Genomic DNA, 22,997 nt, shown 5'->3' with positions numbered 1-22,997 from the left:
AGCATGCCCTCAGAGTTTGAAATAAAATTTTCAATATAAAATGAAACGGTATATTTAAATCATTTTCAGACTACGAAGGGCGTAGAGTTCTTGCAATCATGATGTAAAGAAAATGTTGCCATGCGCACACTTTATTTCACCGCCTCACTCACCGAGGGCCCACCGGTTGCGGGTCGCGCAGCGGGCGGTGGCGCCGGCTGTTTTCGCTTCAGCAGGGCATACTCCACGATCAGCTGTTGCAGATGCAGTTCGGCGAGACTGCCGCGGGCGGCTGGCCAGGGTTGACCTGCGGGGAGCGCGGCCAGCTCACGCAGCTGCTCTTCCAGCGGAACGGCGCGGTTAAGCGACTGCATGATGGCAAACACCGCCGTTTTCAGTTCGCTCACCGTCAGGTACTTCCCCTTCTGCTCGTCGAGGGCATTGAGCTGACCGGCAAGCCGTTGCAGCTGACGCATGCCCTCCGCCCAGCCGGTGAGGTTTTCCGCGGGCAATGCCGCAGCGCTTAGCTGCCGCTGCCACTGCTGCGCCAGGGGCTTTGCCTGTTCCGGCCAGCGGCTCAGGGCCAGCTGGACCAGCCGGTCGCCGTAGCTTATCGCCCAGTCCGGCGCCAGCTGGGCGAGATCGTCAAGCTGGCGCTGCGCCTGGCGCAGATCGACCGGCGCGTGGGGAGATGCCCCCGGGAGGTCCGCTAGCGGCCCGGCCTGTTGCGTCATCACAGTTGGCGGCAAATCGGTCTGGCGCAGCGCCAGCCATCCACCGACGGCGATGCCCGACACCGCCAGCATGGTGACCATTCCGGCGATAAATGGCTTCCAGCGCGCCGCGGCGACCGGAGTCGATGCCATCCCTGGCGCGGGCCGCTTTGCTGGTGAAGACGGAGCCAGCGGCTCAGCCTCTGGTCTACGTTGTCGTTCTGGCGCTGGCTCAGCCTTCGCAGCATCCTCTTCGCTGACCAGAGCGTCGGGAAGTGCCGCCTCAGACATCGCCACCGGCGGCGCGACGGGAGGCGCTGGCGCAGGGTCGAGGTTCTCGAAGCGGGTTGCCGTGCTGCGCAGCAGCGCCTGCAGGTCACTCAGCGGGTTTTCAGGCGCGATCTCAAGGCGCTGGAGCACCGCGTCGAAGGTTTGCAGCGAACACTCAGCCTGGCTAAGCGACGCAAGATCGTCCGGGGTGAGGTTCAGGGTGCGGATCACCTGCCGCAGCCGCTTGCTCAGGGTGCGGAAGATTTCGGTGCGGGCCGGGAGCGCCTGCGGCCACAGGTTTTTACCCTGGTGGGCCAGCAGCGTTTCCAGCAGCGATAGCCCCTCGTTGATCCCTGCCAGGCCGTCCAGCCGGGCGCGGGCCAGCGTATACCAGGCGACAGTCTGCAGATCCGCGCCGTGATGCTCCAGCAGCGCACGGGCAAGCTGCTCGGCATACGGCCAGTTAATATCCGGCCGCGCCGGGTGGCTGAGCTTGTTCATTTCCGCACGCAGGGCAATAAAATCAGCCAGCGTGCGTGGGTCGCCACCGGTTTTATAGCGGCGGTCTTTATGTGTTGTCATCATGATGTCTTTCAGCGAGAGATTAGAGGGCGGAGCGGGCGTCAAGGTACTGCTGACGTTTAAGGTGGCGGATCAACACCCTGCCTTCAGGCATAAACTCTGTACCGTAACGTACCAGACCGATATCCTTCAGCTCAGCATCAATGGCATAGCGCAGTTCGCCGGGCGCATCCTGATCGAGCATCACCACCGCGATCCGCTGCAGGCGCGGTTCGTATTTCAGCAACACCGCCGACAGCGTGCTCATCAGCTGATGCGCCGACGCCGGCATGCCCTGGAGGATAGCGGTCATATCCGGCAGGCCGTAGTCCGGCAAATGGGCCAGCGTTCCGGCCCGACAGTTGAGGATGCGCTGCATGTTATCGAGCACCGACAGGATGACCTGATCCGTTTCGCTGACGTTGTTCAGCTCCAGCCCGCCGGCGAAATTGCCGTAGAGGATGTCGTACAGGGAGGGTCGAGGCATTTCACTTCTCCTTAAGCGGGTGCAGCGTCAGTTGATTTTGGCTGGCTTCGATAATGCGCGGTCTCGCCGGGTCGAGATCGTCCCGGGTGAGTACCAGCCGCCAGCTATTTAGCGTCAGGTCTGGATCGATAAACATGGCCGCCACAGCGACAAACTGCGCGCTGGTTTCCATGGGCATATCAACGGTCACCGATTCGCCCGGACGCAGGCGAATATCTTTTTCCGCCACCCGGTCCGCCTGCAGCGCCTGGCCATCGCCGGCAAACAGCGACGGGTAGTCAGTATTGTCAAATGCCTGCCGGTCCTTCAGCTGGTAAATACGCACCACCGTCGCCAGGGAGGCGCCTTTGGCGTTGTTATTCACGCCTTCCCGGGCGCGAAGATCCAGATGAAGCGTTTTCACCTGGGGGTAAAAAATGGACTGGGTCACGGAAACGGCGCCGTCTTTTACGGTCTGCGTCAGGCCGCAGCCGGTTAAGAGGGTGACCATGAAGAATGCCAGTAACGTGGCAGAGGGTTTAACTACGGTAATCGCCATCTTCATCGCTCTCCCTGCGGTGGAGGTTTTCCCGGACGCGCTGATAGCGCCCCAGATAAATCGTGATCCTGTCGTCAGCCTGCTTCTGCGCATCCAGCGGTTGCAGCACAGCCGTTCTCCCGAGCTGGACGGCATGCGCCTGCTGGCAGCAAAGTTGCGCATTCGGCAGTAAATGGCGGGCGACGCAAAGCTGCAGCCGCACGTCGAGATGAGATCCGAGCCAGACGTGCAGGAGCGCCATCAGGTCGCTGAACAGTTCGCCGCCGGGCAGCCAGCCGCGGACCTCATCAGGCTTTTCCGTCGCCAGCTGCAGCAACACCTGACCGTTCACATCCGTAGCGTGAGTTCCCATCACTGGCCTGTGTTGCAGGCTAACTGGCTGGCGGATGCTCATCGTTAACGGCTGCGACAAGGGGATCCGGCAGGGATCGTGGTGGTACACCGTCGCCCGGGTCCCCGGAGCCAGGAGCGCCACCAGCGCCTCCATGCCTTCCCCGGATCTCCCCGGCAACATCATCCCCGGCAGCAGCGCCAGAAATCGCGACAGCGGCGCTGCGGCGACAGCGGCACATCCCGGTATGCCCAGCCCCGCCAGGCCCAGCAGATACTGCGAGGTGTTGTCCGTGCCACCTACCCGAAAGGTTGCCGGGTAGGAATATTTGCGCCAGATACGGTAATACTGGGCGATTAGTCGATGGTTGAAGATATCGAGAAAATCCTCGGTAGCCTCGACGCCTTCCCGCCGTTGCGCAATATCATCGCTATAGTGGGTCGGCAGCGGGGATTCCACGCCGTAGAGACCCATAAAAGCAACGCGAACCGCCGGCGGCCGGGGCGGGTCAGGATCGTCCATTCCACGGATTTCGCCGGCCGGGAAACCCATCCCCGGATGCGGGCGAAAGCGTATGGGTTCATCACCCACCAGCCAGCCGCTGCCGATGATCGGCGCCTTCGGATGGTTCTCCTCCAGCAACTGGCAGAAGCGGTAAAAATTCATGTACGGCAACTGAGGCCGGAGCTGCGCCATCAGCCGGGCAGGCGCAGACTGTGATTCTCTTTCCACCGGATACATTTCCCTTCAGGTTGAACAATGAGCGTCAGCTGGATGAACTGATTCATATCGGCATACAGCGCGAAAAAGCGGTTGAGCATGTCGCCAAACAAATGGACATCCCCCATGCCAGTAAATCCACTGCTGTCGAGCGTCACTTCGATATCCAGCCCGCGCAGCAGGAAGCCCTGCTCGAAACGCTGAATTCGGTGATGACTTACCGCCAGAATGGCGTCCAGACGGCGGTTATTGAGCTCATCTTCCCGCCAGTTGTAGAGCGACAGCGTACCGCGCAGTACCTCGGCGCTGCTCATCATGTTGAGAAAACGGGTGCCCAGATGGCTCATGACCCGCCAGTGGTAGCGGTCTTCCGCCGGGGGATATGCCGGCAGCGTGGGTTTACAGAGATTACGGACGGTAAGCGGCGTGGCTGATATCGACTCACAGCGATCCAGCAACGTGCTCTGTAGCGCCCGGCGCGGCAGCTGGCCGTTAGTGCCGGTGATGCGCAAGGAGACCGTTTCCCGCGCCAGCGCCCGGTCAGCCTCCCATTGCTGTCCGCCGAGGATAAGCCAGGTATCGTGCATGCCGGTGACGCCCCGTTTGACGCGGGTGTGGTAGTAGCGCTCCGGCGCATGGCGACGCATCATTCCCCCCTGGTGACGAAAGCGGGTGAAAGGCACATAGCGCGCCTCCCCGGTGCGCCCGGAGCCGGTCACGCTGTCGACAGAATAGATTTCGGTATGCCCGTCCTGCAGGCGCTTCGGACGCAGGAGGTATTCGCTCTCCAGCCCGCTGATGGTCAACGGATCGGCCTCGAGGGTAAACAGGTTAATCACCGGCACACAGTGCAGGCGCAGGCTGCTTGCGCTGACGGGTAAATCGCTTTGCCAGACCTCGCTGAACACCACCTCAAGCGTGAAATGCGCTATCCCCGCCGGCAGGGTGATGTTTTCCAGGCCATTTAGCTGCACGAACATAAATTTTTCGCGAAAGGTGAAATACTCGAGCAGCAACTGATAGCCGCTGAAAGCGCTCTCCCCCTTCGGCCATAAACGATCCTCCTCGCTGAATCCCCCCGGCGAAAAATAGCCGTCCAGACTTACCCGCTCCGCCTGCCCTGGCAGACGCAGGTACATCGCGGCCTGGCGTCGGGTCAGCCACAGATGAAGAGCGCTGCCGGTAACGGCGTCTTCCCCCAGGTACAGCGGCAGGCGGCGGAGATCGGTCTGCGACCAGTCTGCCAGCTCGCTACAGGTGAAGCGTAGCCGCAGGACCGAACGTCCGTCCGGCTCCGCCGTCATCACCGCCTCCTCTATCGCCAGCGGATTAAGCGTCAGATCGCGGGTGGTTCGGTACCGGCACACGGTATTTTTCGGCCCCAGTGGGCGGGAGCTTATCTCAAACCCGGCGGGCACCGTTTCCACCATCTTCATCGCCGGCAGCGTTGGGGTCAGCGCCACGATCGATAGCGATGGAATGGTGCGCAGGTAGTGCGGCCACAGCATGCTGACCAGCCCCTCGGTCAGCTCCGGCAGATCATCATCAATTTTTTCGCGCAAGCGACCTACGGAAAAGGCAAAGCCTTCAAACAGGCGCTCAACGTAAGGGTCCGGCGTGCCGGCTTTATCGAGATCCAGCATCGCCGCCCGGTCGGGGTGAGCCTGCGCGAACGCTTTTGCCGCCTCACGCAGGTAGCGCATTTCAGCGTCAAAATATCGCAGGGTTAAATCGTCCATTATGACTATTCCATTATTCGTCTTCAGGGAGACACGCAGCATGGCTGCGCGGGCAGATTAGTTGGCCGCCGGGCGGCCATGAGCAGAGGAGGCCCGGCGTCGCAGGTCAACGCCAATCAGTGAGGGAGGCGGTTTCAGTATCCCTCTTCGCCGGGTATATCGTCGGTCAGCGGAACACGCTCAGCAGGCGCGCGCACGCTGAATATCGTCTCCGGTAGCGTAAAGTTTCGCAGGGCCAGCAGCGCCAGCGGTCCTTCCCCCGACTCGGTGCGCAGGGTGTAGTTCAGCGACAGACCATCCGGCGCTTTCCAGCTCAGGCTCCAGCTGCTGCTCGTTCCGGGGTAAGCGCTGACCACCGCCTTATCCAGCAGGCGGATCCAGCCCCAGGCCCCCTGAAGATCTGCATACTGGCGGGTGCCCGCCCGGGTGCTGATCCAGCTCAGACTGGCGCCCGGCGCTTCGGTATCGGCGGGCCAGCTGAACCGCCGCCAGGCCGGCATCTGGTTCATGTAGACAAGTTTCTGGCTGTCGATGACCAGCTCCGTCTGCATCACGCCATCCGCGGTGCCGGGGCGTAGCGCAAAATGCAATCCCGCTTCGCCGTTGGCGAACGCGACGTCGGAGAGATGGCTCAGGGTATTCATCGCCTGCAGAAAGGCCGGGTTAAACGTCAGCCCCTGGGCATTGATACTGTCCGCCATCCAGCGGCTCCCCTCTTTATGCAGTACGCCGTTCAGCCGGGTCTGCAGAAAGCGGGCGATGCGTCCGGTCTCGCTATTGAGATATTTTGCCAGCAGCGGGAGAGAGACTTCACTGCTGGTATTTTTAAAGGGGTAGCGGCCGCCAAAAGCGCGATTCCAGTCCTCCACCACCGCGCTGCGCCACTGGGCGTTGAGACTTTCCGCCGCCGGCGTCAGCACCTGCTGCCAGGCCTGCTCCATCGGGCGAACAAACAGCGTCTGTCCAAAACCACTCCACTGCTGGCCCAGTCCCGCCGCCACCAGGCTGCCGTAGTCGCGCGTTTCGGTTAGATCCACAGCCTTGCCCTGGAACACCGTCTGCGCAAGCAGGCGGGTCATCGCCTGCGGGTCGGTGGCGTTGGTGACCTGCTGCAGGCGCAGACGCACCTGAGTGACGCGAGTCAGGAAGGTCTGCAGGCTAAGGCGGCTGGTGGGCGTCCCGCCGTCGCGATTGTCCAGCAGCGCCAGCACGGGCCCGAAGGTGGCATCCAGAGGACCGCGCACGCCACCCTGCTGGTCGATGGCGGGCTGCCCGTCGCGGTTAAACAGATTTTTCGCTGATTTGACAAGCGAATCGGCGATGACTTCCCCGGTCTGGCCGGTTCGCCCCTGCACGCTCAGGGTGTTCATCAGCGCCACCAGCGGCGACTGGCGCACATCGGCCATCAGGGTCAGCTGGTCGATGGCATCGGAGAGGGTCTCCACGCGCTGCCAGCGTAAGCTGTTGAGAAAATCCAGCCAGGCGCCGCTGAAATCAGCGAAATAACGCTCCGCCAGCCGGACTCGCAAGGCTTCCGGCGACGCCGACTGCGCGGCAGGCTGCTTCGCGTCGCTCAGCACCCAGTCCATTTCATCGCGGCGTTCCGCGACCACTTTCTCAATGGCGGGCTGCACCGTCTCTTCCCAGGCTTTCCGGCTGAACATCCCCGGCACCACCTCATCGGTGGTGAACAGGCGCGACGCGTCGGTGCCGCCGGTCATGTCCGCCAGGTGCAAGTCCGCATACTGGTTCGCCACCTGCGCGAGCATCTTCTGATAAAGCGTGGACTCACTGTTGCGCTGGCCCAGCTGGCGAATTAACCGTGTGCGCGCCTGGCTGACCAGACCGTCGTCGACAGGCAGACGCCACTGCGGATGCGACGCCAGGCTGGCAGCGTAAAATGCCAGTAACGAAGGGCCGCTGCCCTGCCAGACGGCGTCGGCGATGCCTGAGCGCTGCGACCAGTCCTGCATCAGCGTGGTGGCAAACCAGGACGCGTCCATCCTCTCAGGGCGCGAGAGCATCAGGTACAGTTTTAACTGATCGTAAGCCGTTTTTGCCCTCTTCTCGCGAAGCGGACTGTCCGGCGGAAGCTGCGCAAAGGCGTTCAGCTGCCCTTCCAGATGGCGCGCCGCCGCATCACGCAGCAGCGGTAAGGCGCTTTCGCCATAGCGCGGCAGAAGCGCCGCCAGCAGGTCATCATTCTGGCTCAGGCCAGCGCGGAGGTACCAGGGTGCTCCGTGCTGTGAGCGGTATTCCAGTTTAGAAAGCGTTTTCTGTAACGCGGAGAGCGCATGCAGGCGTACGGCCAGAGGCTGTTTTCCCGCCGAGGCCTGCTGCACCTGCTCCTGTGCGGTCGCAACCAGCTCGCGGTTGGCGATAAAAGAGACTGACATTGAGACGGCCCAGAATAACATCAGGGCGGCAGTTGCCACGCTCATCCCACGCATCCAGTTGACGCCCTGTTTGCGCGGACGTAGACCGGCTGGCAACCACAGCACAGAGTCTGGTATCGTTTCCCAGCGGTTATCCCGTCCCCAGTGATGACTGACGCTGCGACCAGCCTCTACTGATGCCTCACTAAATACCACCCCGGCCAGCGGCAATGGTCGGTATGGATTAAGCAGTATCGATAACGGTTCCACCACCGCTTCCGCTTCCCGAGTCAACTGGTCGGCCAGCGCGAGTAAAAAATTGTGCTGTGGTTGCCCGCATATCTGCTGGATGCCCTGCTCTATCAGTAACGGCGCCAGGGCAGTGAACTGTTCGGCAACTATTTGCGGCGTACAACCTGCGGGTAACAGGCAGCCTACAGGCTGAGTGATACGTCCATTTTTTTCGTTGCCCTCCTCATACAGCGACCAGACGTATAGGGGAAGTTTCCATCCAAGAGCTTCGTAGCGTAGCTTTAGAGAGTGAGACACACTATCCATTTCATCTGGCGTGAGCCTGGGCTTCGTTCTGTTCATCGTTGTCAAAACGCCGTCAAAGCCCGATGTTACCCACACCATACCATCAGCCGGGCGATAACGCAGTTTACGCAGCGCTGTGAACCAGGCGTTATCTACCGCTGCCCCAGGGTCTCCACCCCACAGCAATAATGTACCCTGATCTTCCTGCCAGAGTTCCTGCGTGAGCTTTGGGGTCAGTTGTTCTACGTCTCTGACTGAGCCAATTATCAGCAGAATACGGACTTTGCGGGACCAGTCGCGTCCATACTGATAGCGTAGAGTCTGGCGAATTTCCCCCACCGTAATATGATGGGGAGGTGTCAGCGCCACGCGCCCTTCTTCGCCGGGTAAGACGCTGGCCTGCTGCGACTGCCGGCGATATAAACTCTCCTTCACACGGCGGGACATTGCAGGAAGGTAAAAAATAAATACCAACGCCAGACAGACCAGGACAAACGCCAGTACCTGCTCGCCCCGCGTATTGATATTCAGCATGCCGCCATAGCGGGTAATCCCCCACCATATTGCAGCCATCCCGGCCAACGTAAGACCGGCCAGGCCAAACCGGCCAAGGCCATTACCCGGTATATTCATCTTCACTCCCTGGGGTGATGGTACTGATAAAATGTTCCTGTTCGCTGGAAAATAACGCCAGCAGGAGCTGTTTACGGAGGCTGACCAGATCGGCTGCCAGCGCGGTCAGGAGCCAGGGCGCTGCGGGTCCCGGAATACCGCACCATTTTTCCAGCAGCGCGATATCTTCAGCTTTCCATGGGGTATGCATTTTGCCGCCCTGCGTGATAAGCGCGGCGCTTCTTTCCGTCCATTTTTTTGCGTCCCCGATAACGGAGGGCGTCTGGCAGGCGACAGTCTGGGTTTCCAGAAACAGGGTGATATCGTCTTCAAAGTTCGTCATATCTAAGGGCATAGGACGTAACAGCCGTGATGAGTGCGGCAGATGGTATTTTTGCGCCACATCATCGCTGGTCAGCAGCAACACGGCCAGCCCGTCGGAGTATGCTGTACCACCGTTGAGCTGGATGACCAGGAGTAGATTGACCGTCAGTACAGGCTGCTTCAGGCGCTCCTCCACTTCCGACAGTGAGAATGAGCCGGTAACGGTAATATCATCAGGCACGGCGCGGCCAGGAATGTGTTCTTTCCAGAGATTACTGAAACTGCTGGTCAGCTCAGGCGAGGGATTATCCGTGATCAGGGTGACATACAGCGGTAGCTCTTCCGGCAGGCACTGCACGCGCTCTTCTATACTGGTCAGCAGCGCATGCATCGCACTCAACTGCACGGGCTCTACTGCCGGAAGGTAATTAATCCTGCGGGTAAGTCCGTATTGCTGAGGCCGCTCACTCCCCCAATGCGCCGCAGAAATATGATCCGGCAACAGCACTGCACTGCCCAGAACGGCCAGCCAGCGCCCGGCCCAGTCTTCCCACCTCTGCTGTCCGTATTCCGCCTCTTTCAGCAAGAACTGATGCGCTTTCAGATCCCTGTCCCACAGGTAGCAACGCAGACAAAAAATCAGCAACCAGCATCCTGCAGGCATCAGGGATACCCACCAGATATTTACCACTGAGAGAATTTTTACGGTGCCGGAAGCATGGAGGATAAAGAGCAGGACACCGATAATCGCCATCAGTACACCGGCAAACAGCCATCGGGTCAGTGAAGGAGCCGATGGCTGCTCCATGGTCAATGCTTTTGTTCGTACCCAGCCCATTTTTTATCCTATCGCGCATTCCGGCGCGCCGGAAATCACCTGGCAACCGCACTGACATTTGCAGCCATCGACCACGATGGCTTTACCATCGGAAGACCATTCCGGCGCTCCCTCAATAATGGCATTAGTGCCATGTCCCGGAATCGGGCAGCTGACTTTATCCCCCACCAGCGCTACGGGCTTTCCATTTACAATCATGGTGGAGGATGCGGAAATAACAGCACCGCCGTGCGTGGTTTTATCGCCGAGTAATACAAAACCTTTGGACATTGAATTTCCTTTTATATATCAGCGATACAGTAATTATTAATTAGAATACTCAATCGCATCTATTTCAACCTAAAGAGTGAGGCAATAACATTTAATAACAGACAAAAACCGGCTACTCCTATCAAAGAAAGAATAATAAACATAAAATAATATCTTGAATATCTGCACGCCTCTCTTTACTTAATATATACTTCTCCCCCCAGGTGGTATCCCCTACATTAATAACTTTTCACTTCGAACGCCAATTGCCAGACGACCTTATATTCGCGAGATCCGCCTTAATTTCTATTGCATGCTCTATACAATAAAAAATACACTAGCAACAAAATAATCAGAATTATAAGAAAATAAAACAGACATTTTCTGATTAGGTGGCAACAGTGGGTATACCTCGCTAATACGACGACTATAGCTCTCTATCGTTTTACGTTCGCCATAACCTATGGGAAATCCGAAGCGTTCGCGCATCCATCGCTGCGTCATTACTGATTCAAGACTAAATGGCAGCGGATTAGGAAATAACCAAGCCGTTTTTTTCATCTTCTAACCGCAAAGTCACTTCCTCAAGATTTTTTCTGGTTATTGATAAAAGATAAAAATATTCCTTATCGCCTCATATCCAGCCTGAAAATATCATCACTAACAGTACCTGTTGGTTTTTTGCAGGGAATTAAACGTTGATCATAAATATTCTAACAAGGTTTACCTAGTTGCTTCACAAGTGTTTCGATATCAATATTCATTTGCCACAAAGTCGCTTTTTCTCTAACGCAATCTGAATCTCCTTTGCTCGCTTCAGTGGATAAAAAGTCACGGTTTCTGCAAATAAATCATTGTCATAGGTAAATACGACAGAACTATTTTGATGAGGAACAGGTAAGGTATATATCTCTTTCCCCCCCTATAAACAGTCATAACAATTTTTGCTTCAACGTAAACCATCGGAAATCCTAGATAAGCCCGCACCCACTGCTGAGTCATAACTCGTTCCAGACCAAACGGCATAGGATTAGGAAACAGCCAGTCAGTTTTGGCTTCATCTTCAAACCTTAACATTTCTTCTTTCAGATTTTTAATGAGCACCACTTTTTTCCGTTGACAATCATCGTTGATGACGATGAATTAATTTCACTACTGTACATGATTTTACCATCCATTAGAAAAAAACCTTATATGTTGAACGCCACCGATTTTTTAAAATAAGATATAGCATCACACATTATTTATTAACGACACAACGAAATACATACTGCGGACCAACACCATATTTTTCATAGTCATCGTCTTTATCGATCTTCGGAACTGGCAATTTTGATTGCCTGAACATGGTTAAAGCGTACTGTCTGTCGCCGCCAATATATCCGCGCAGGACTTTTTTAGTACCCTGCGCAGGTCCCTGGGGATCGTTTACCGGAGAATGAGAGTAATAATCTGCTGCATACCAGTCATTAGTCCATTCAGAGCCACTGAGCCCCGTATCATACAGACCCAGGGGGTTTGGAGGATATTTGCCTACTGGGTAAAATGGGAAACCAAAACCATCTGTATATTTATCTAATTCATCTTTACCCGGAACATTTTTTCCAGGTAAATACTCACCATTATTTGTTGGAAACTGAAAGTATTGACATCTGGATCTTGCTGCATATTCCCATTGCGCCTCTGTTGGTAAATCAATCGTTTTACCAGACCCCTTACCTAACCACTGACAATAGTCTTTTGCCTGTTGCCAGGTAACACCAACAGAATAATCTCCTTTTTGCAAGGATGGATAATTTTTTAAAAAAATATGGATGGGTGGTTTTTTTACCCCTGTTATTTGCAGATATTTATTATAATCATCGTTGGTAACTTTAAACTTTGATATCGAAAAATCACTTAATACAACCTTATGTAATACCTTATCATCCTGGTTTATGCTGAAAGGTAGTTTTTGACCGACTAATGGTCCAAAATCCCCCATTAAAAACTCGCCGCCCTGAACGGGGACCATGTCAGAAAGCGACTTAGCAACAAGCGTTTCAGACAGGGTTTCACGCTTGTCAGTACTCTTCTGGTCACACCCGAGCAGTAAACTGGCGGCAACAGAAGCAACTACGATTAATTTTCTCATCTTATCACCTCAGCCTTTGCATCAGGCAGTCATTGTCCCCGTCGGGTGCTGGTCGTCGATCATGGCAAGATATTCTGACATCAGGCTATCCGGGACAGGTTTAAATAGTCTCTCCGGTTTATTGGAACATTCATTCAACGCTGTTGCTCCGGTTAAAATGATATATGTCACCACCAAACGACATTATTTATTGATGACGCAACGGAAAACATACTGCGGACCAACACCATATTTTTCATAGTCACCATCAACTTCTTCTGGGAGTGGTGAAGCAGATTGTCTAAACATAGTCAATGCGTACTGTCTGTCGCCGCCAACATTCCCACGCAACACTTTCTCGGTCCCTTGCTCTGGTCCCTGAGGATTCTTTACCGGAGAGTTGGAGTAATAATCTGCTGCATACCAGTCATTGGTCCATTCTGAACCACTCAATCCCATATCATACAGCCCTAAGGGATTTGATGGGTATTTACCTACTGGATAAATGGGAAGCCCCATCCCGTCAGTGTATTTATTCAGTTCATCCTGGCTTGGGACATTTTTTCCTGGTGTAAACTCACCATTGTTAGTAGCAAACGGAAGATACTGACCTCTGGATCTTGCTGCAAACTCCCATTGTGCCTCTGTCGGCAAATCAATTTTTTTACCGGATTTTTTACCTAACCACTGACAATAATCTTTTGCCTGTTGCCAGATAACACCTGCAGGATAATCCCCCTTTAGCAGAGAAGGATGACGTTGTGCCAGTATATCCACAGGTGGATTTTTTTTATCTGTTACTTTCAAATAAACATTAAAATCATCGTTAGTGACTTTATATTTTGATATCGAAAAATCACTTAAAATAACCTTATGTAAAGTTTTATCATCCTGTTGTATGCTGAAAGGTAATTTTTCACCAACTAATGGACCAAAATCACCCATTAAAAACTCACCACCCTGAACGGGGACCATATTAGAGACCGATTTATCCACAAGTGCTTTAGCTGCTTTTTCACTCCCGGTGGTATTTCCCTGATCGCACCCTGTCAGTAAACCGGGAGCAACGGAAGCAACTACGATTAATTTTCTCATCTTATCACCTCAGCCATTGCATCAGGCAGTCATTGTACCCGTCGGGTGCTGGTCGTCGATCATGGCAAGATATTCTGACATCAGGATGTCAGGTATGGGTTTAAATGGCTCATCCGGGTCAACAAAAACCGGGAGGTTATTATGCAGTAAGGTGAGCTTTTCGCCATAATTGGTGTAAAAAATCAATTTTTGTTCCCCGATACCTAAAAAGTTAATCACATCTTTTTCATTCAGTTCTTTATTACCTTTTTTCTCCCCTGGCGACAACGTCAAATGCTGCATGACATTGTTATAATCTGCCTGACTTTGTATCCACTTCAGCGCCATAAACACCGCTTGTTTTCGCCTCTTTAGAGGACCGAGCTTCCAGCTGTTAACGGAAAAAAAATCATTATTCTGATTGCGAGGGTCAAGCCAGTCCACCCAGTTCTGATCAATTAATGTGGCAATCACTGCCCCTTTTGTTTCCGGAGGGGTATATTTAAGCTGGTCGGGGTTTGACAAAATACTATTCATCAGATGAACGCGCTTATTTTCATCTTCAAGATCGGTTTCAATTCGTCGTAATATTATTCCCATATTCTTTAGCATGGCCTCACCCGCCTGTATCCCTTGTGCCGCCATAATAATAGGAATTGCACATAAAGAACGGAAGGCATCTCTTGCCATCATCTGCTCAAGCTTCTGATAATCCACATTTCTCAGCATATAAAGAAAGCTCTTCATAAAAGCCGCAAAGCTGCTGCCATCAACTTCAAAACCGACTTCCCCTTTGGCTCCAACTCCCCAACATAAAGCCGCTTTACAGTAAATACGAAAACGTCCCTGAATATAGGTGATATAAAAAACCCCACTTCCCCCTGCGCCTGCCTGCACCGTCATCCCCGCTTCCAGTTTGGCTATCGCGGCAAACTTCTTCTCTTTATTGACAATGGGTTTGTTATCTTTCTCAACACCTATAGCTACTGGCGTATCATCAGGATGCGGGTCAAACCACTCAATGGCACCACTGATATTACCTCCCGCCTGAGCACCAACAAAAACACCAATTTCACCTCCCCCCTGTGCTTCAGGTATTGTTGAGGTCTTTAAATTCACCTGCTGCTGTCCTGGTAACGGTTGGGCAGTCAGGGTTGCAGGACGGCCTTTAATGCCATAGCCCTTTCCCATTTCTCCACTCCAGTCTACTGTCACCCCTAATTCAATTGCAGCACTGGCACCTACGCTACCTGACAATACCACTTTCATGGCAAAACGCAGCGCTCCCATATTACAGACACCATCCGGTGTCTGTGGAGTCACTTTTTTCGCCGGAAATAAAAGGCTGACACCTAACCTGTCCGGCAGGTACAGGGCCGTTTCGGCCTTCGCCTCCCCCAGTGCAAAACTGGCATGACCTTCTATTTTGCCCTCCAGTTTTTTTTCTGACGGATTATATTCCGCTGATGCACCCGCTCCATGGCTGTAGCGCATCAGTTGAGCCTGCGCGCTGATATCAACATACTGGTGATAAACAGATTCGTCGACTTTACCATCCCCCTTTGGCCAGGTCAGAGATTTGTTCATTTCCTCTGCCCAGTGACTGACAATAACATTCGTATCGTCAACAAGATCGAATTTCAGTGAAACAGGTACGTTACTTAGTTGTTTTTTTAGTTCCGCTGTATCTATTTTTCCCTGACGTATGGTTTTATTCACCGGATTACCATTCGCATCCTGAGAAACAATAGTTTTGTTTTTATATTTTATGAAACTGGCTTCACCACTTTCTTTATCAACTTCGCTGAGCTTATATGTTCGCCACTGTTGTTTTATTTTATCGGAACGCACATAAGTTTTCTTGAATCCTTTCACTGTGTTGTTTTTAAGCGGAATAAGTTCCATTATACCAATGGCAGTATCTTTCATTTTATCATTAAGCAATTCCCCCTCCGGAGGATTCGCTGTTAGTGACATAAGCTCTTTCCGCAAAGCCTGATTTGCTTTGTTTAAGGCTTCATAGGCTTTAGTGATTTCACTTTCAAATTTTCTTGCTGGCACTCTGCCTGCCTGAGTGATTGCTTCAAAATTAATATCATCAAGATTTTTTTGCGCCTGTTTCTGAGTTTCAAGCAAGCCAGACAGAAAATCATGCTCCTGTTCGATAATTTTAGTATCTGAAGCCGCCAGAAAAAGCAATGTTGCGCTACCTGGGTGAAAATAACATTCTGGGCCATATTTTCCTTTTACAACCGTTCCCGTCCCTTGTACCGATGTTTTACTTTTCTCTTCTCCGGTAGCCATATGCTATTCCTTCATTCTTTAAAGTAATTCTATATGCAGGGCATCAGGCAGGGCAGTATAAACTGCAACAGTTTTACCTTCCGCATCGGTCCTGCCTTCAAATACTTTACCTTCACCGGTTGTTATCCTGTACCGGGTAAAAGGTAAAATCTCCCCGGACTCTTCATCTTTTGCAGTAAAAAACTCACTGAAACCGACGGGAAGCTCAGGTTTGTTTGCATCATAATCAGCTGCGCCCATTTTCTGCACATTGGCCGATTTCAGCAGAATATTCCCCGGGCAGCCCAGCTCGATATTGCCACCACTTAGCCTGATATACGCTCCCGCACAGTTCACCACCAGTTCCTTCGCCGCCGTGATTTCCACTCGCCCTTCCACGCTGGTCACGGTGATATCCTTTTTCGCCGTCGCCTCCAGCGCATCATCCTGCGCCTGGATTTCCATCTTTCCCTTCGCCGCAAACAGCTTAATCCCCGCCTTTCGTGCCAGCAGGCTGACGGCTTCTCCCGCCGCTACCGTAAAACGTTTCAGCGCACTGATGTCCGTATTCTGCTGTGACACAATCCCCACGCTGGCGCTACCCGAAGACAACCGTACCGCCTGCGGACTGCTGATGCTCACGCCCTGCGGCGCATTCAGCACTATCCCCGGCTGTGCCAGCTCTTTCAGCGCATCGTTCAGTGTCTGCTGGTTGCCGGTATCCGATGGCAGGGCCTGAGCCGATTCCGCTGCCGACGCCAGGCTTTTCGCAATACCCAGGGCATTTTCAAGCTGCGCAATCGCCTCCTCCATTGCCAGCATCCTGTCGCCTGCCGAAGGCTGTTTATCCGCACTAATCAACACCCCCGCACCGCCGCGGATACTCACCCATTTATCCGTTCTCAGCTCTGCCCCTTCCCCCCGCAACTCCCTCTGCGCATCCACGTTATGCCCCAGGTTCAGCTGCGTCTTGCCGCCGTAATCGGTGCTGAGCTTGATATGCTCCTCGCCGCGCTTATCCTCCATTCGCAGCTTATTGTTGGTCGGAGTACGAATCACATTTCGGGTGCTGTTCTTTTCCGTCACAGGGTCAACATGCCGCGAGTCGTGCAGCGCATGAGCGATATACGGCCGGTCGGGATCGCCTTCGTGGAACGCTATCGCCACTTCCGTTCCCTGAATCAGCGGGAAGTGAAAGCCGTACACGTCGCCGCCATAGGGTTTGGCGAGACGCACCGGCATGCTTTCCTGACCCTGCCCTTTATCATCTCTGTCAGCGTCAAATTTCACCCGGTACAGGCCGGACGCATCCTGCCAGGCGTAGATATCATTCGCCTTCGCGCTGGTCACCCGCGCCGTCATGGTGCCAGTCACCTTCGGGCGCGGCAGCAGCGGCGGACGCCAGCACAATGTTTCGCTGTAGGGCACCGCCAGCAGGGTCACCCGCAGCGCCTCCCGGCGGCTGGCGGTAAAACCGGTGCCGGTGATTAACAGTGGGTCCTGCACGGGCGCAGGCAGGGTCGACGGCAGGCTGTCGGTGAGGGTCAGCACCTGGGCCGGCGCCAGCCAGGCTGCCGTAGTGCTCGCGGTAATCAGCGTCTGGCGAGCGAGAAAACGCTCATGGTCGAGACGGGCATAGAAGTTGGCGGTCTCCGCCTGCGGGTCGATTTTATCGCCCCGCTCCCGGTGGCGAAGCTTATAGTGGTATACCTCTCCGTAAGTGATGCCTTCACCATTTCCCCGGGTCATATCCGCTGTTGCCGACTGGAGAACGCTCTGCGCATCGCGGGGGTTATAATCCCGGGTAGTGACGTTCGCCTCTACGACGTTGTGCGTGATGTTCAGACCCCATATCGATTCCGCACCGCTGTCGCTCATCCCGGACGGGCTGTTAACCGGCAGTGTCTTATCGAACATCAGCGCCCGCTGCGCGTCGGCGAAGTGGACCACTTCGCTCTGGGCCTCTTCCTGCAGGGTGAAGAAATAAAATATCCCCACCTCTGCCAGCAGGCGCTGGATAAACGCCAGGTCACTCTCCTGATACTGATTAATTTGCTCGCGCCGCGGATAGTGTTGCTTGAGATTAAACTCATACTCCCAGTCATGCAGGTGATGTTCCTGCAATACCTGCTCCACCACTTCCGGCACCGATTTATTGACGAAGAAACGATGGGTGCGGAACTGTTTGTCCAGCAGCGAGAGGAAGGGTTCGAGGGTTATCATGTACTCTGCCTGGTCGGCAGAGCCACTGATACGCTCAAAATGCGTGACCACGCCATGCACCCGTTTGCATTCGGTCAGGCTCTGTAATATGCCGCCGCCCATCGTCAGCGTCGCCGGTTTGCTCAGTAACTGGCTGGCGTCGATATTTTTATCCGTGCTGGTGAAATAAATTGTCCAGAGATACGTTTCACTGAGTTTTTCTTCACCGCTGAATTCTTCCACATCCAGCGATGCAGTACATGACGGAATATCCAGCTGGTAACGGTTGAGGGTGGTGCCGGTAATTATTGAAGAGGTATCCATTATATTCCTGTTTTACTCCGCTGTAATGACTATCAAAAATCAATTCACAGGACGCCCTGTTTAATTTTGTTTAATGATAATCATCTCATTCATCATAAATATATTTATGTGCATATCGATATCTCAGATACCCCACCAGGAACTTCATTACTAAAAGGCAACCCCAGGGATATTTATATTCACTGACTGAGAAATAAAAAGAGCAGCCAGAAACCGGAACCTTCAACGTTTATCGCCGCCAGCATTTCTCTGGCACTGTCCTTAGCGCTATCCATGCTGATCTCCTTTATCCATCCCCCTGTCCCGCACTTCACCCCCGCAGAGGCCTCACTTGCCGACAAGATTGTTTGGCTGCAGGCACGCTACCGCCCATCGCTATTTCCTGTTTATCAGGGACCCGTAGCGCACAGGGTCAGGCAGGCAGATTGTTGTTGTTCAACGTCCTCGTTCGGGGTCGCGGATTACTCGGTTTCGTTTTTTAATGCGGCAGCCCCGGCTCCTGAGGTATTAGCCGTGCCCGGCGTCAGACAGGCGTCCTTCTGCGGGACCAGACTGATCTCCACCCGGCGATTTTGCGCCCGCCCGTCTGGCGTCTCGTTGCTGGCGACAGGACGACTTGCGCCGTAGCCCTGCACCGCAAAACAGCTCTCCGGCACATCGCCGGTATCGCGCATCCAGTCGCGGACCGCCTCGGCACGCTTCAGGGAGAGTTGTTGATTAGATCTATCGTTGCCGATGCTGTCGGTATGGCCTGCCACCACGATCAGCCAGCCGGGTTTCGCCTTAATGCCCAGCAGCGAGTTCACCAGCAGCTTTGTCGAACCCGGTTTCAGCGTCGATTTGCCGGTATCGAACAGCGCCATGCTATCGAGGCGGATCGTCTGCGGCCCCTGCACAACCTGCTTAATGACCGGACGCGGCGGCGGGGGCGGCGCCCAGTCATTGATCGCGGCTTCCACGAAGGGGATCAGCCGCAATCCCTGATACAACCCCAGCCGGTAACGCAGCGGCTCTCCCCGGCGCAGCCAGTCATCCAGCAGGCGGCTGTCGGCACGCAGACGCTGCTGCGCCTGCAGCTTCGGCGTCGGCGGCGCGCCGCTAAGGCGGTGGTAGACCGCCAGATGATCGCCGACGCTGCGCACGAGGCGCTGGTTGTTGATAAAGGAAGCCAGCATCGCCAGCGCCAGAAAGAGGAAGCCCATGCCAGCGGCAAGACCGGCAGCGCGCATCCGGCGGCTGACCCCGTGGCGGTGCGGCAGTGTTGACAGAAGAAGATCCGGCAGCGGGTGAGGACCTGGCGCCGCGGCGTTGCCCGGGGAGAGCGTGGTGATCCCGGCGATTTGCCGCTGCCAGAGGTTATTTGCCACCGCCGTCACCGGCGTCAGGCAGATGCCCATGGCGCACAGGTCCAACGGCGAAAGTTCCGCCTGGCGAGTGCTTAGTGGCCGGAAAAGAACGTTTTCTGCCAACGCCAGAATGCTCTCCAGCCACAGCGTATGATGCAGGCGTGAGGCAGAGCTGCCCTCTCGCTGCCAGTCGGCAATCGACTGGGGCGCTTGTCCCTTCTGCCGCACCTGGAGACCAGGCCGATCCGGCGTGACGGTAAACCAGCGGCTTTCCGCTGCCTGGCCGCCTGGCGGCGTCACCCAGAACACGCTCCACACCGGCGGAGTATCGTTCAGCCAGGTTCGGCACTGAACGATACTCCGCCGCCAGTCGCGTAGCGACTGCGCCAGTTGCTCCCCGGAGGGGTGGTGCTCCGGTACCACCGCCAGCAGCACGGAAACCTGCGATACCAGCGCCGGACGCGCCGCCGCCAGGTACTGCGCCAGCCGTGGCAACTGCTCCGCGCTTTCCCCCCGTAGATACCAGCCGAGGCGGGTTTCGCAGTGCGCCGAACGCCCGGGAAACAGACCGTCGGTATCCCCGCAGACCAGAACCACCGCCCCCTGAAAATCCTCGGGCGGCAGGACGATTTCCGGTCGCTGACGGCTGACTGCCCGGCGACGCTGACGCCAGAGCGCCGCGCCGCCCACCAGCAGGATGCACAGACTGACGATCACCTGGTTGCCGATGGACAGCGGCCAGAAGCCCAGCGCCAGCCACAGGGCCAGGATGACGGTCAGTAGCGTAAGCAGACGACGGGCGTTATCACGCATCTCTTATCCCTGCCCTGCTATCTGCGCCACCATCTGTGACAGCATGGAGGAGAAGGTCAACCACAGCGCGGCCAGCGCCACAATGCCAGCCGCCCAACCGCACCAGTACATCCGCCGTCCGCTGCGCAGCCGGGAGGCACGAACCACCACCGGCGCCTCCTGGGTTATGCTGAACGGCGGAACCCGCGCGCCAAGCGCATGCGCTACATCCTCACGCCGTTCGTCATCCTGGGCGCGGTACTCTCCGACAAACCCCAGCTGCAAAGTACGAAAGAAGCAGGTCAGCACTGCCGCATCCGCCGCGGGCTCTCGTAGCAGCTGGCGGATCCGTTCCCAGAGCTCTTCCCCGGCGTTGAGGGTGCTGAAAAAGCGCGCCTGCAGCGGATCCTTGCGCCACCTGCGCCAGCCATCATCCTGACTGGCGCGGTTAAGGACGCTCTCATCAAGCAGCGCGCAGTAGGCATAGAGCATCTGCTCAGCGCTGGCTTCACTGACGCCTGCCGCCGCCAGCGCCTCGCGCGCCTCGGTCACCCATCGACAGGCCTGACGATAGAGCGCCTCGCCATCGGTCACCGGCTGGCCGCAGCGTAACTGACTGACCATCAGCCAGCCCGGGTAAAAGGTTTTGTTGATCAGATCGCTTTCAGAGATATTCATGAGCGCAGTACCGCAAAGAGTTCAAGTTTCACGTCGCCAAGCGATTCCGGGGTATAGAAGGTGCAGTTGCCAGCCTCCAGCATCGCGCGGGCGGCATCCGTGGAAAGATCCAGAGCGAAATATTGGTTTTCCAGACGTAGCGGAATGGCCGCCGGCACATGGCTCAGCGGTTTGATCGCGATGCCGCTGAGGGCAATGTTGACGACCTCGGCGACATCATCATGGCTACCCGCCTTACAGAGCTGCGGAAAGCGGCTCTGTAGCTGGTGAGGGGGGAGTGAAGAGCGCACCGACAGATAAAAATCCGCCCCCTCGCGCAGCCGTGCATCGTGCAGCCTCCCCCGCCAGATCTCCCGGTCAGCACCCTGCTCCAGCGCGATGGCGATCACCCTTGAGGGCAAGCTGACTTCGAGCAGCGTATCCAACAGGGCAAACAGCGGTGGGAATACCTGCTCCGGCGAGGCATGCCGGTAGCGGGGGATCGCGTCCAGATGATGTTCAAGAGAGAAGGTCAGCAGACTGCCGGCCAGCCTGGCCAGTTCACGATAGAGCAGCTCCGGATGGCGCGAAGGGTCCTGATGCAGCTCGCTGAGCACCGGCTCGGCGCTGTTCAGTGCGTTGAGCAGCCAGAACAGGGAAACATCCGCCACGGCAAAATCAGCCATCCGCGCATTGCTTTCACGGCGCATGGCCATCAGGCGTCTGCGTCGGGCCTGCAGGCGATGTAGCAGCTCGCCCAGCTCGCTGACCAGCGTCGGGCTTGCGGCCAGCGACAGCAGCGGCGGGATGAATTTCGGGTCAAAGATCCACTGCCCCTGGGCGTCGCGTACCAGACGCGCTACCGGGCAGGTTAGGAAGGCTGCGTTTTCTTCGATGGAGAGACGCAGCGTCAGCGTGTGCCGCAGGACGGCCAGCTCGCTGCGTTCATGGCCTGCCAGCTCCTGCACGGTCACCTGCTCGGCGCGCCAGCGGCGCGGGCGGGCGCTTTCCTGGCCGTCATCAAGATTGCCGCCGCTGGCGCTGAGCAGCGGCAGAGCGAGCAGAACCTCCACGTTGTCCTGCATCACGTCCGATACATCGCGGACCGGTGGCAAAATATCCGCCAGCTCGGTGTCAATCAGCGCGCCGTCGGCGAAACGCACGATCAGCCGGGTGGCGTTGAGCCGGGAAAGGGTGAGCGCGCTGGCGTCAAACTCCGCGCGCAATACCCCCCAGGGGTGGGCGAGCGCCATGCGGGAGACCGTATCGGCGACGTGCGCGTCCCAGCGGGCCTGTTGCTGAAACTGCTGCGGAACCAGAAAAGCCCCATCGCGCCATAATGGGCGGAAAATCTTCATCGCACCTCCTGTGCCTTTCACTTTCATCTGTCTGCAGACAGGACCAAATGCCCGGTGGGATATCCTTCATATACCTTGCGTTCGCCTCAGCCCCTGCATTTGCTCTGGCCTGTTCCTCACTAGCGGTTTTTCTCCCGAACGTCGTTCGTCTCGATTGATTGCCTGCCGCTTCAAGGAAAGGAAATATCTCCCCTGCCCGCGAGAATTTCGAAATCAGATGGTATTTTTTGTTCAAGGGAGGTTTATCTTAAAGTGAAATAGCCAGGGGAGGTAACGCCTGGCCCTAAATAATATCTGAATTCAACCCAAGGAAGTTTTATAATTCCTCTTCATTCCATTCACGCAGCTTATTCCATAAGCCGTCCATTTATTATTTCGCTATTAAATATTATTTATATTCACCTGCAAATAATAAAAAAACTCAACACTAAAATTGTCACTGCAGTAAATATGCCACCGACAGCGCCGGCGCCTGAATCTCCCCGGCATCAGAGAGACGCCTGACCCCCACCCGGCCATTGCCAGGCGCTGAATTACCCCGTATTTTGGTTTTCCGCTCCGCTGGGGGCGGGTAT

16 protein-coding genes and 5 pseudogenes are annotated in these 22,997 nt (G+C 55.6%); all 21 read right to left on the bottom strand.

Annotated features, from left to right (window positions below; all coding sequences use genetic code 11):
* Nucleotides 1-131: 131 nt before the first annotated feature.
* Complete coding sequence (locus ACOI6Z_RS03575; RefSeq protein WP_087824111.1) at nt 132-1,547, bottom strand: VasL domain-containing protein; 1,416 nt, start codon at nt 1,545-1,547, stop codon at nt 132-134.
* 19 nt (nt 1,548-1,566) lie between these two features.
* The gene (gene tssE, locus ACOI6Z_RS03570) at nt 1,567-2,010 is read right to left on the bottom strand and encodes a type VI secretion system baseplate subunit TssE (RefSeq protein WP_044523886.1); all 444 of its coding nucleotides are present in this window, start codon (nt 2,008-2,010) and stop codon (nt 1,567-1,569) included.
* 1 nt (nt 2,011) lies between these two features.
* Nucleotides 2,012-2,548: a type VI secretion system lipoprotein TssJ gene (gene tssJ, locus ACOI6Z_RS03565; RefSeq protein WP_086075653.1), complete on the bottom strand. Its 537-nt coding sequence runs from the start codon at nt 2,546-2,548 to the stop codon at nt 2,012-2,014.
* Entirely contained in the window at nt 2,529-3,545 is a 1,017-nt protein-coding gene (tssG, locus tag ACOI6Z_RS03560; RefSeq protein WP_072096561.1) for a type VI secretion system baseplate subunit TssG, read from the bottom strand. Before tssG ends, tssJ begins: the two co-directional genes overlap by 20 nt.
* Before the next feature lie 29 nt (nt 3,546-3,574).
* On the bottom strand, nt 3,575-5,338 hold the full coding sequence (gene tssF, locus ACOI6Z_RS03555) for a type VI secretion system baseplate subunit TssF (protein WP_420686955.1): 1,764 nt from the start codon (nt 5,336-5,338) through the stop codon (nt 3,575-3,577).
* A 134-nt stretch (nt 5,339-5,472) separates the two neighbouring features.
* On the bottom strand, nt 5,473-8,883 hold the full coding sequence (locus ACOI6Z_RS03550) for an ImcF-related family protein (RefSeq protein WP_420686953.1): 3,411 nt from the start codon (nt 8,881-8,883) through the stop codon (nt 5,473-5,475).
* Nucleotides 8,867-10,024 (bottom strand): type VI secretion protein, encoded by a 1,158-nt coding sequence (locus ACOI6Z_RS03545; protein WP_104467196.1) that lies wholly within the window; start codon nt 10,022-10,024, stop codon nt 8,867-8,869. Before ACOI6Z_RS03545 ends, ACOI6Z_RS03550 begins: the two co-directional genes overlap by 17 nt.
* A gap of 3 nt (nt 10,025-10,027) precedes the next feature.
* The gene (locus tag ACOI6Z_RS03540) at nt 10,028-10,294 is read right to left on the bottom strand and encodes a PAAR domain-containing protein (RefSeq protein WP_004175522.1); all 267 of its coding nucleotides are present in this window, start codon (nt 10,292-10,294) and stop codon (nt 10,028-10,030) included.
* A gap of 297 nt (nt 10,295-10,591) precedes the next feature.
* Entirely contained in the window at nt 10,592-10,834 is a 243-nt protein-coding gene (locus tag ACOI6Z_RS03535) for a DUF6392 family protein (RefSeq protein ID WP_101867042.1), read from the bottom strand.
* Nucleotides 10,835-10,899: 65 nt separating this feature from the next.
* Nucleotides 10,900-11,037: pseudogene (locus ACOI6Z_RS03530) on the bottom strand (DUF6392 family protein).
* Nucleotides 11,038-11,151: 114 nt separating this feature from the next.
* Nucleotides 11,152-11,380, bottom strand: a pseudogene (locus ACOI6Z_RS03525) (DUF6392 family protein).
* Nucleotides 11,381-11,513: 133 nt separating this feature from the next.
* Complete coding sequence (locus ACOI6Z_RS03520; RefSeq protein WP_420686950.1) at nt 11,514-12,407, bottom strand: formylglycine-generating enzyme family protein; 894 nt, start codon at nt 12,405-12,407, stop codon at nt 11,514-11,516.
* Between the two features lie 21 nt (nt 12,408-12,428).
* Entirely contained in the window at nt 12,429-12,545 is a 117-nt protein-coding gene (locus ACOI6Z_RS03515; protein WP_004217423.1) for a hypothetical protein, read from the bottom strand.
* Between the two features lie 45 nt (nt 12,546-12,590).
* The gene (locus ACOI6Z_RS03510; RefSeq protein WP_104467194.1) at nt 12,591-13,481 is read right to left on the bottom strand and encodes a formylglycine-generating enzyme family protein; all 891 of its coding nucleotides are present in this window, start codon (nt 13,479-13,481) and stop codon (nt 12,591-12,593) included.
* Between the two features lie 21 nt (nt 13,482-13,502).
* A pseudogene (locus ACOI6Z_RS03505) lies at nt 13,503-13,583 on the bottom strand (hypothetical protein); the annotation flags it as partial.
* 248 nt (nt 13,584-13,831) lie between these two features.
* Nucleotides 13,832-14,861 (bottom strand): annotated as a pseudogene (locus ACOI6Z_RS03500) (hypothetical protein).
* 921 nt (nt 14,862-15,782) lie between these two features.
* Complete coding sequence (locus ACOI6Z_RS03495) at nt 15,783-18,269, bottom strand: DUF2345 domain-containing protein (protein ID WP_104467193.1); 2,487 nt, start codon at nt 18,267-18,269, stop codon at nt 15,783-15,785.
* A gap of 150 nt (nt 18,270-18,419) precedes the next feature.
* Nucleotides 18,420-18,544 (bottom strand): annotated as a pseudogene (locus tag ACOI6Z_RS03490) (hypothetical protein).
* Between the two features lie 186 nt (nt 18,545-18,730).
* Nucleotides 18,731-20,428 carry an OmpA family protein gene (locus ACOI6Z_RS03485; protein ID WP_087824117.1) on the bottom strand — a complete coding sequence of 566 codons (1,698 nt, stop codon included), beginning with the start codon at nt 20,426-20,428 and terminating at the stop codon, nt 18,731-18,733.
* A 3-nt stretch (nt 20,429-20,431) separates the two neighbouring features.
* Entirely contained in the window at nt 20,432-21,085 is a 654-nt protein-coding gene (gene tssL, locus ACOI6Z_RS03480) for a type VI secretion system protein TssL, short form (protein ID WP_023290170.1), read from the bottom strand.
* Nucleotides 21,082-22,422 carry a type VI secretion system baseplate subunit TssK gene (gene tssK / locus ACOI6Z_RS03475; protein ID WP_032453324.1) on the bottom strand — a complete coding sequence of 447 codons (1,341 nt, stop codon included), beginning with the start codon at nt 22,420-22,422 and terminating at the stop codon, nt 21,082-21,084. The genes tssL and tssK overlap by 4 nt, the downstream gene beginning before the upstream one ends.
* Nucleotides 22,423-22,997: the final 575 nt, after the last annotated feature.

Source organism: Klebsiella sp. C239 (assembly GCF_048822715.1).
Lineage (GTDB): Bacteria > Pseudomonadota > Gammaproteobacteria > Enterobacterales > Enterobacteriaceae > Klebsiella > Klebsiella quasipneumoniae.
Note: the sequence above shows the minus strand (reverse complement) of the source record. Positions and strands in the feature narration are given on the sequence as shown.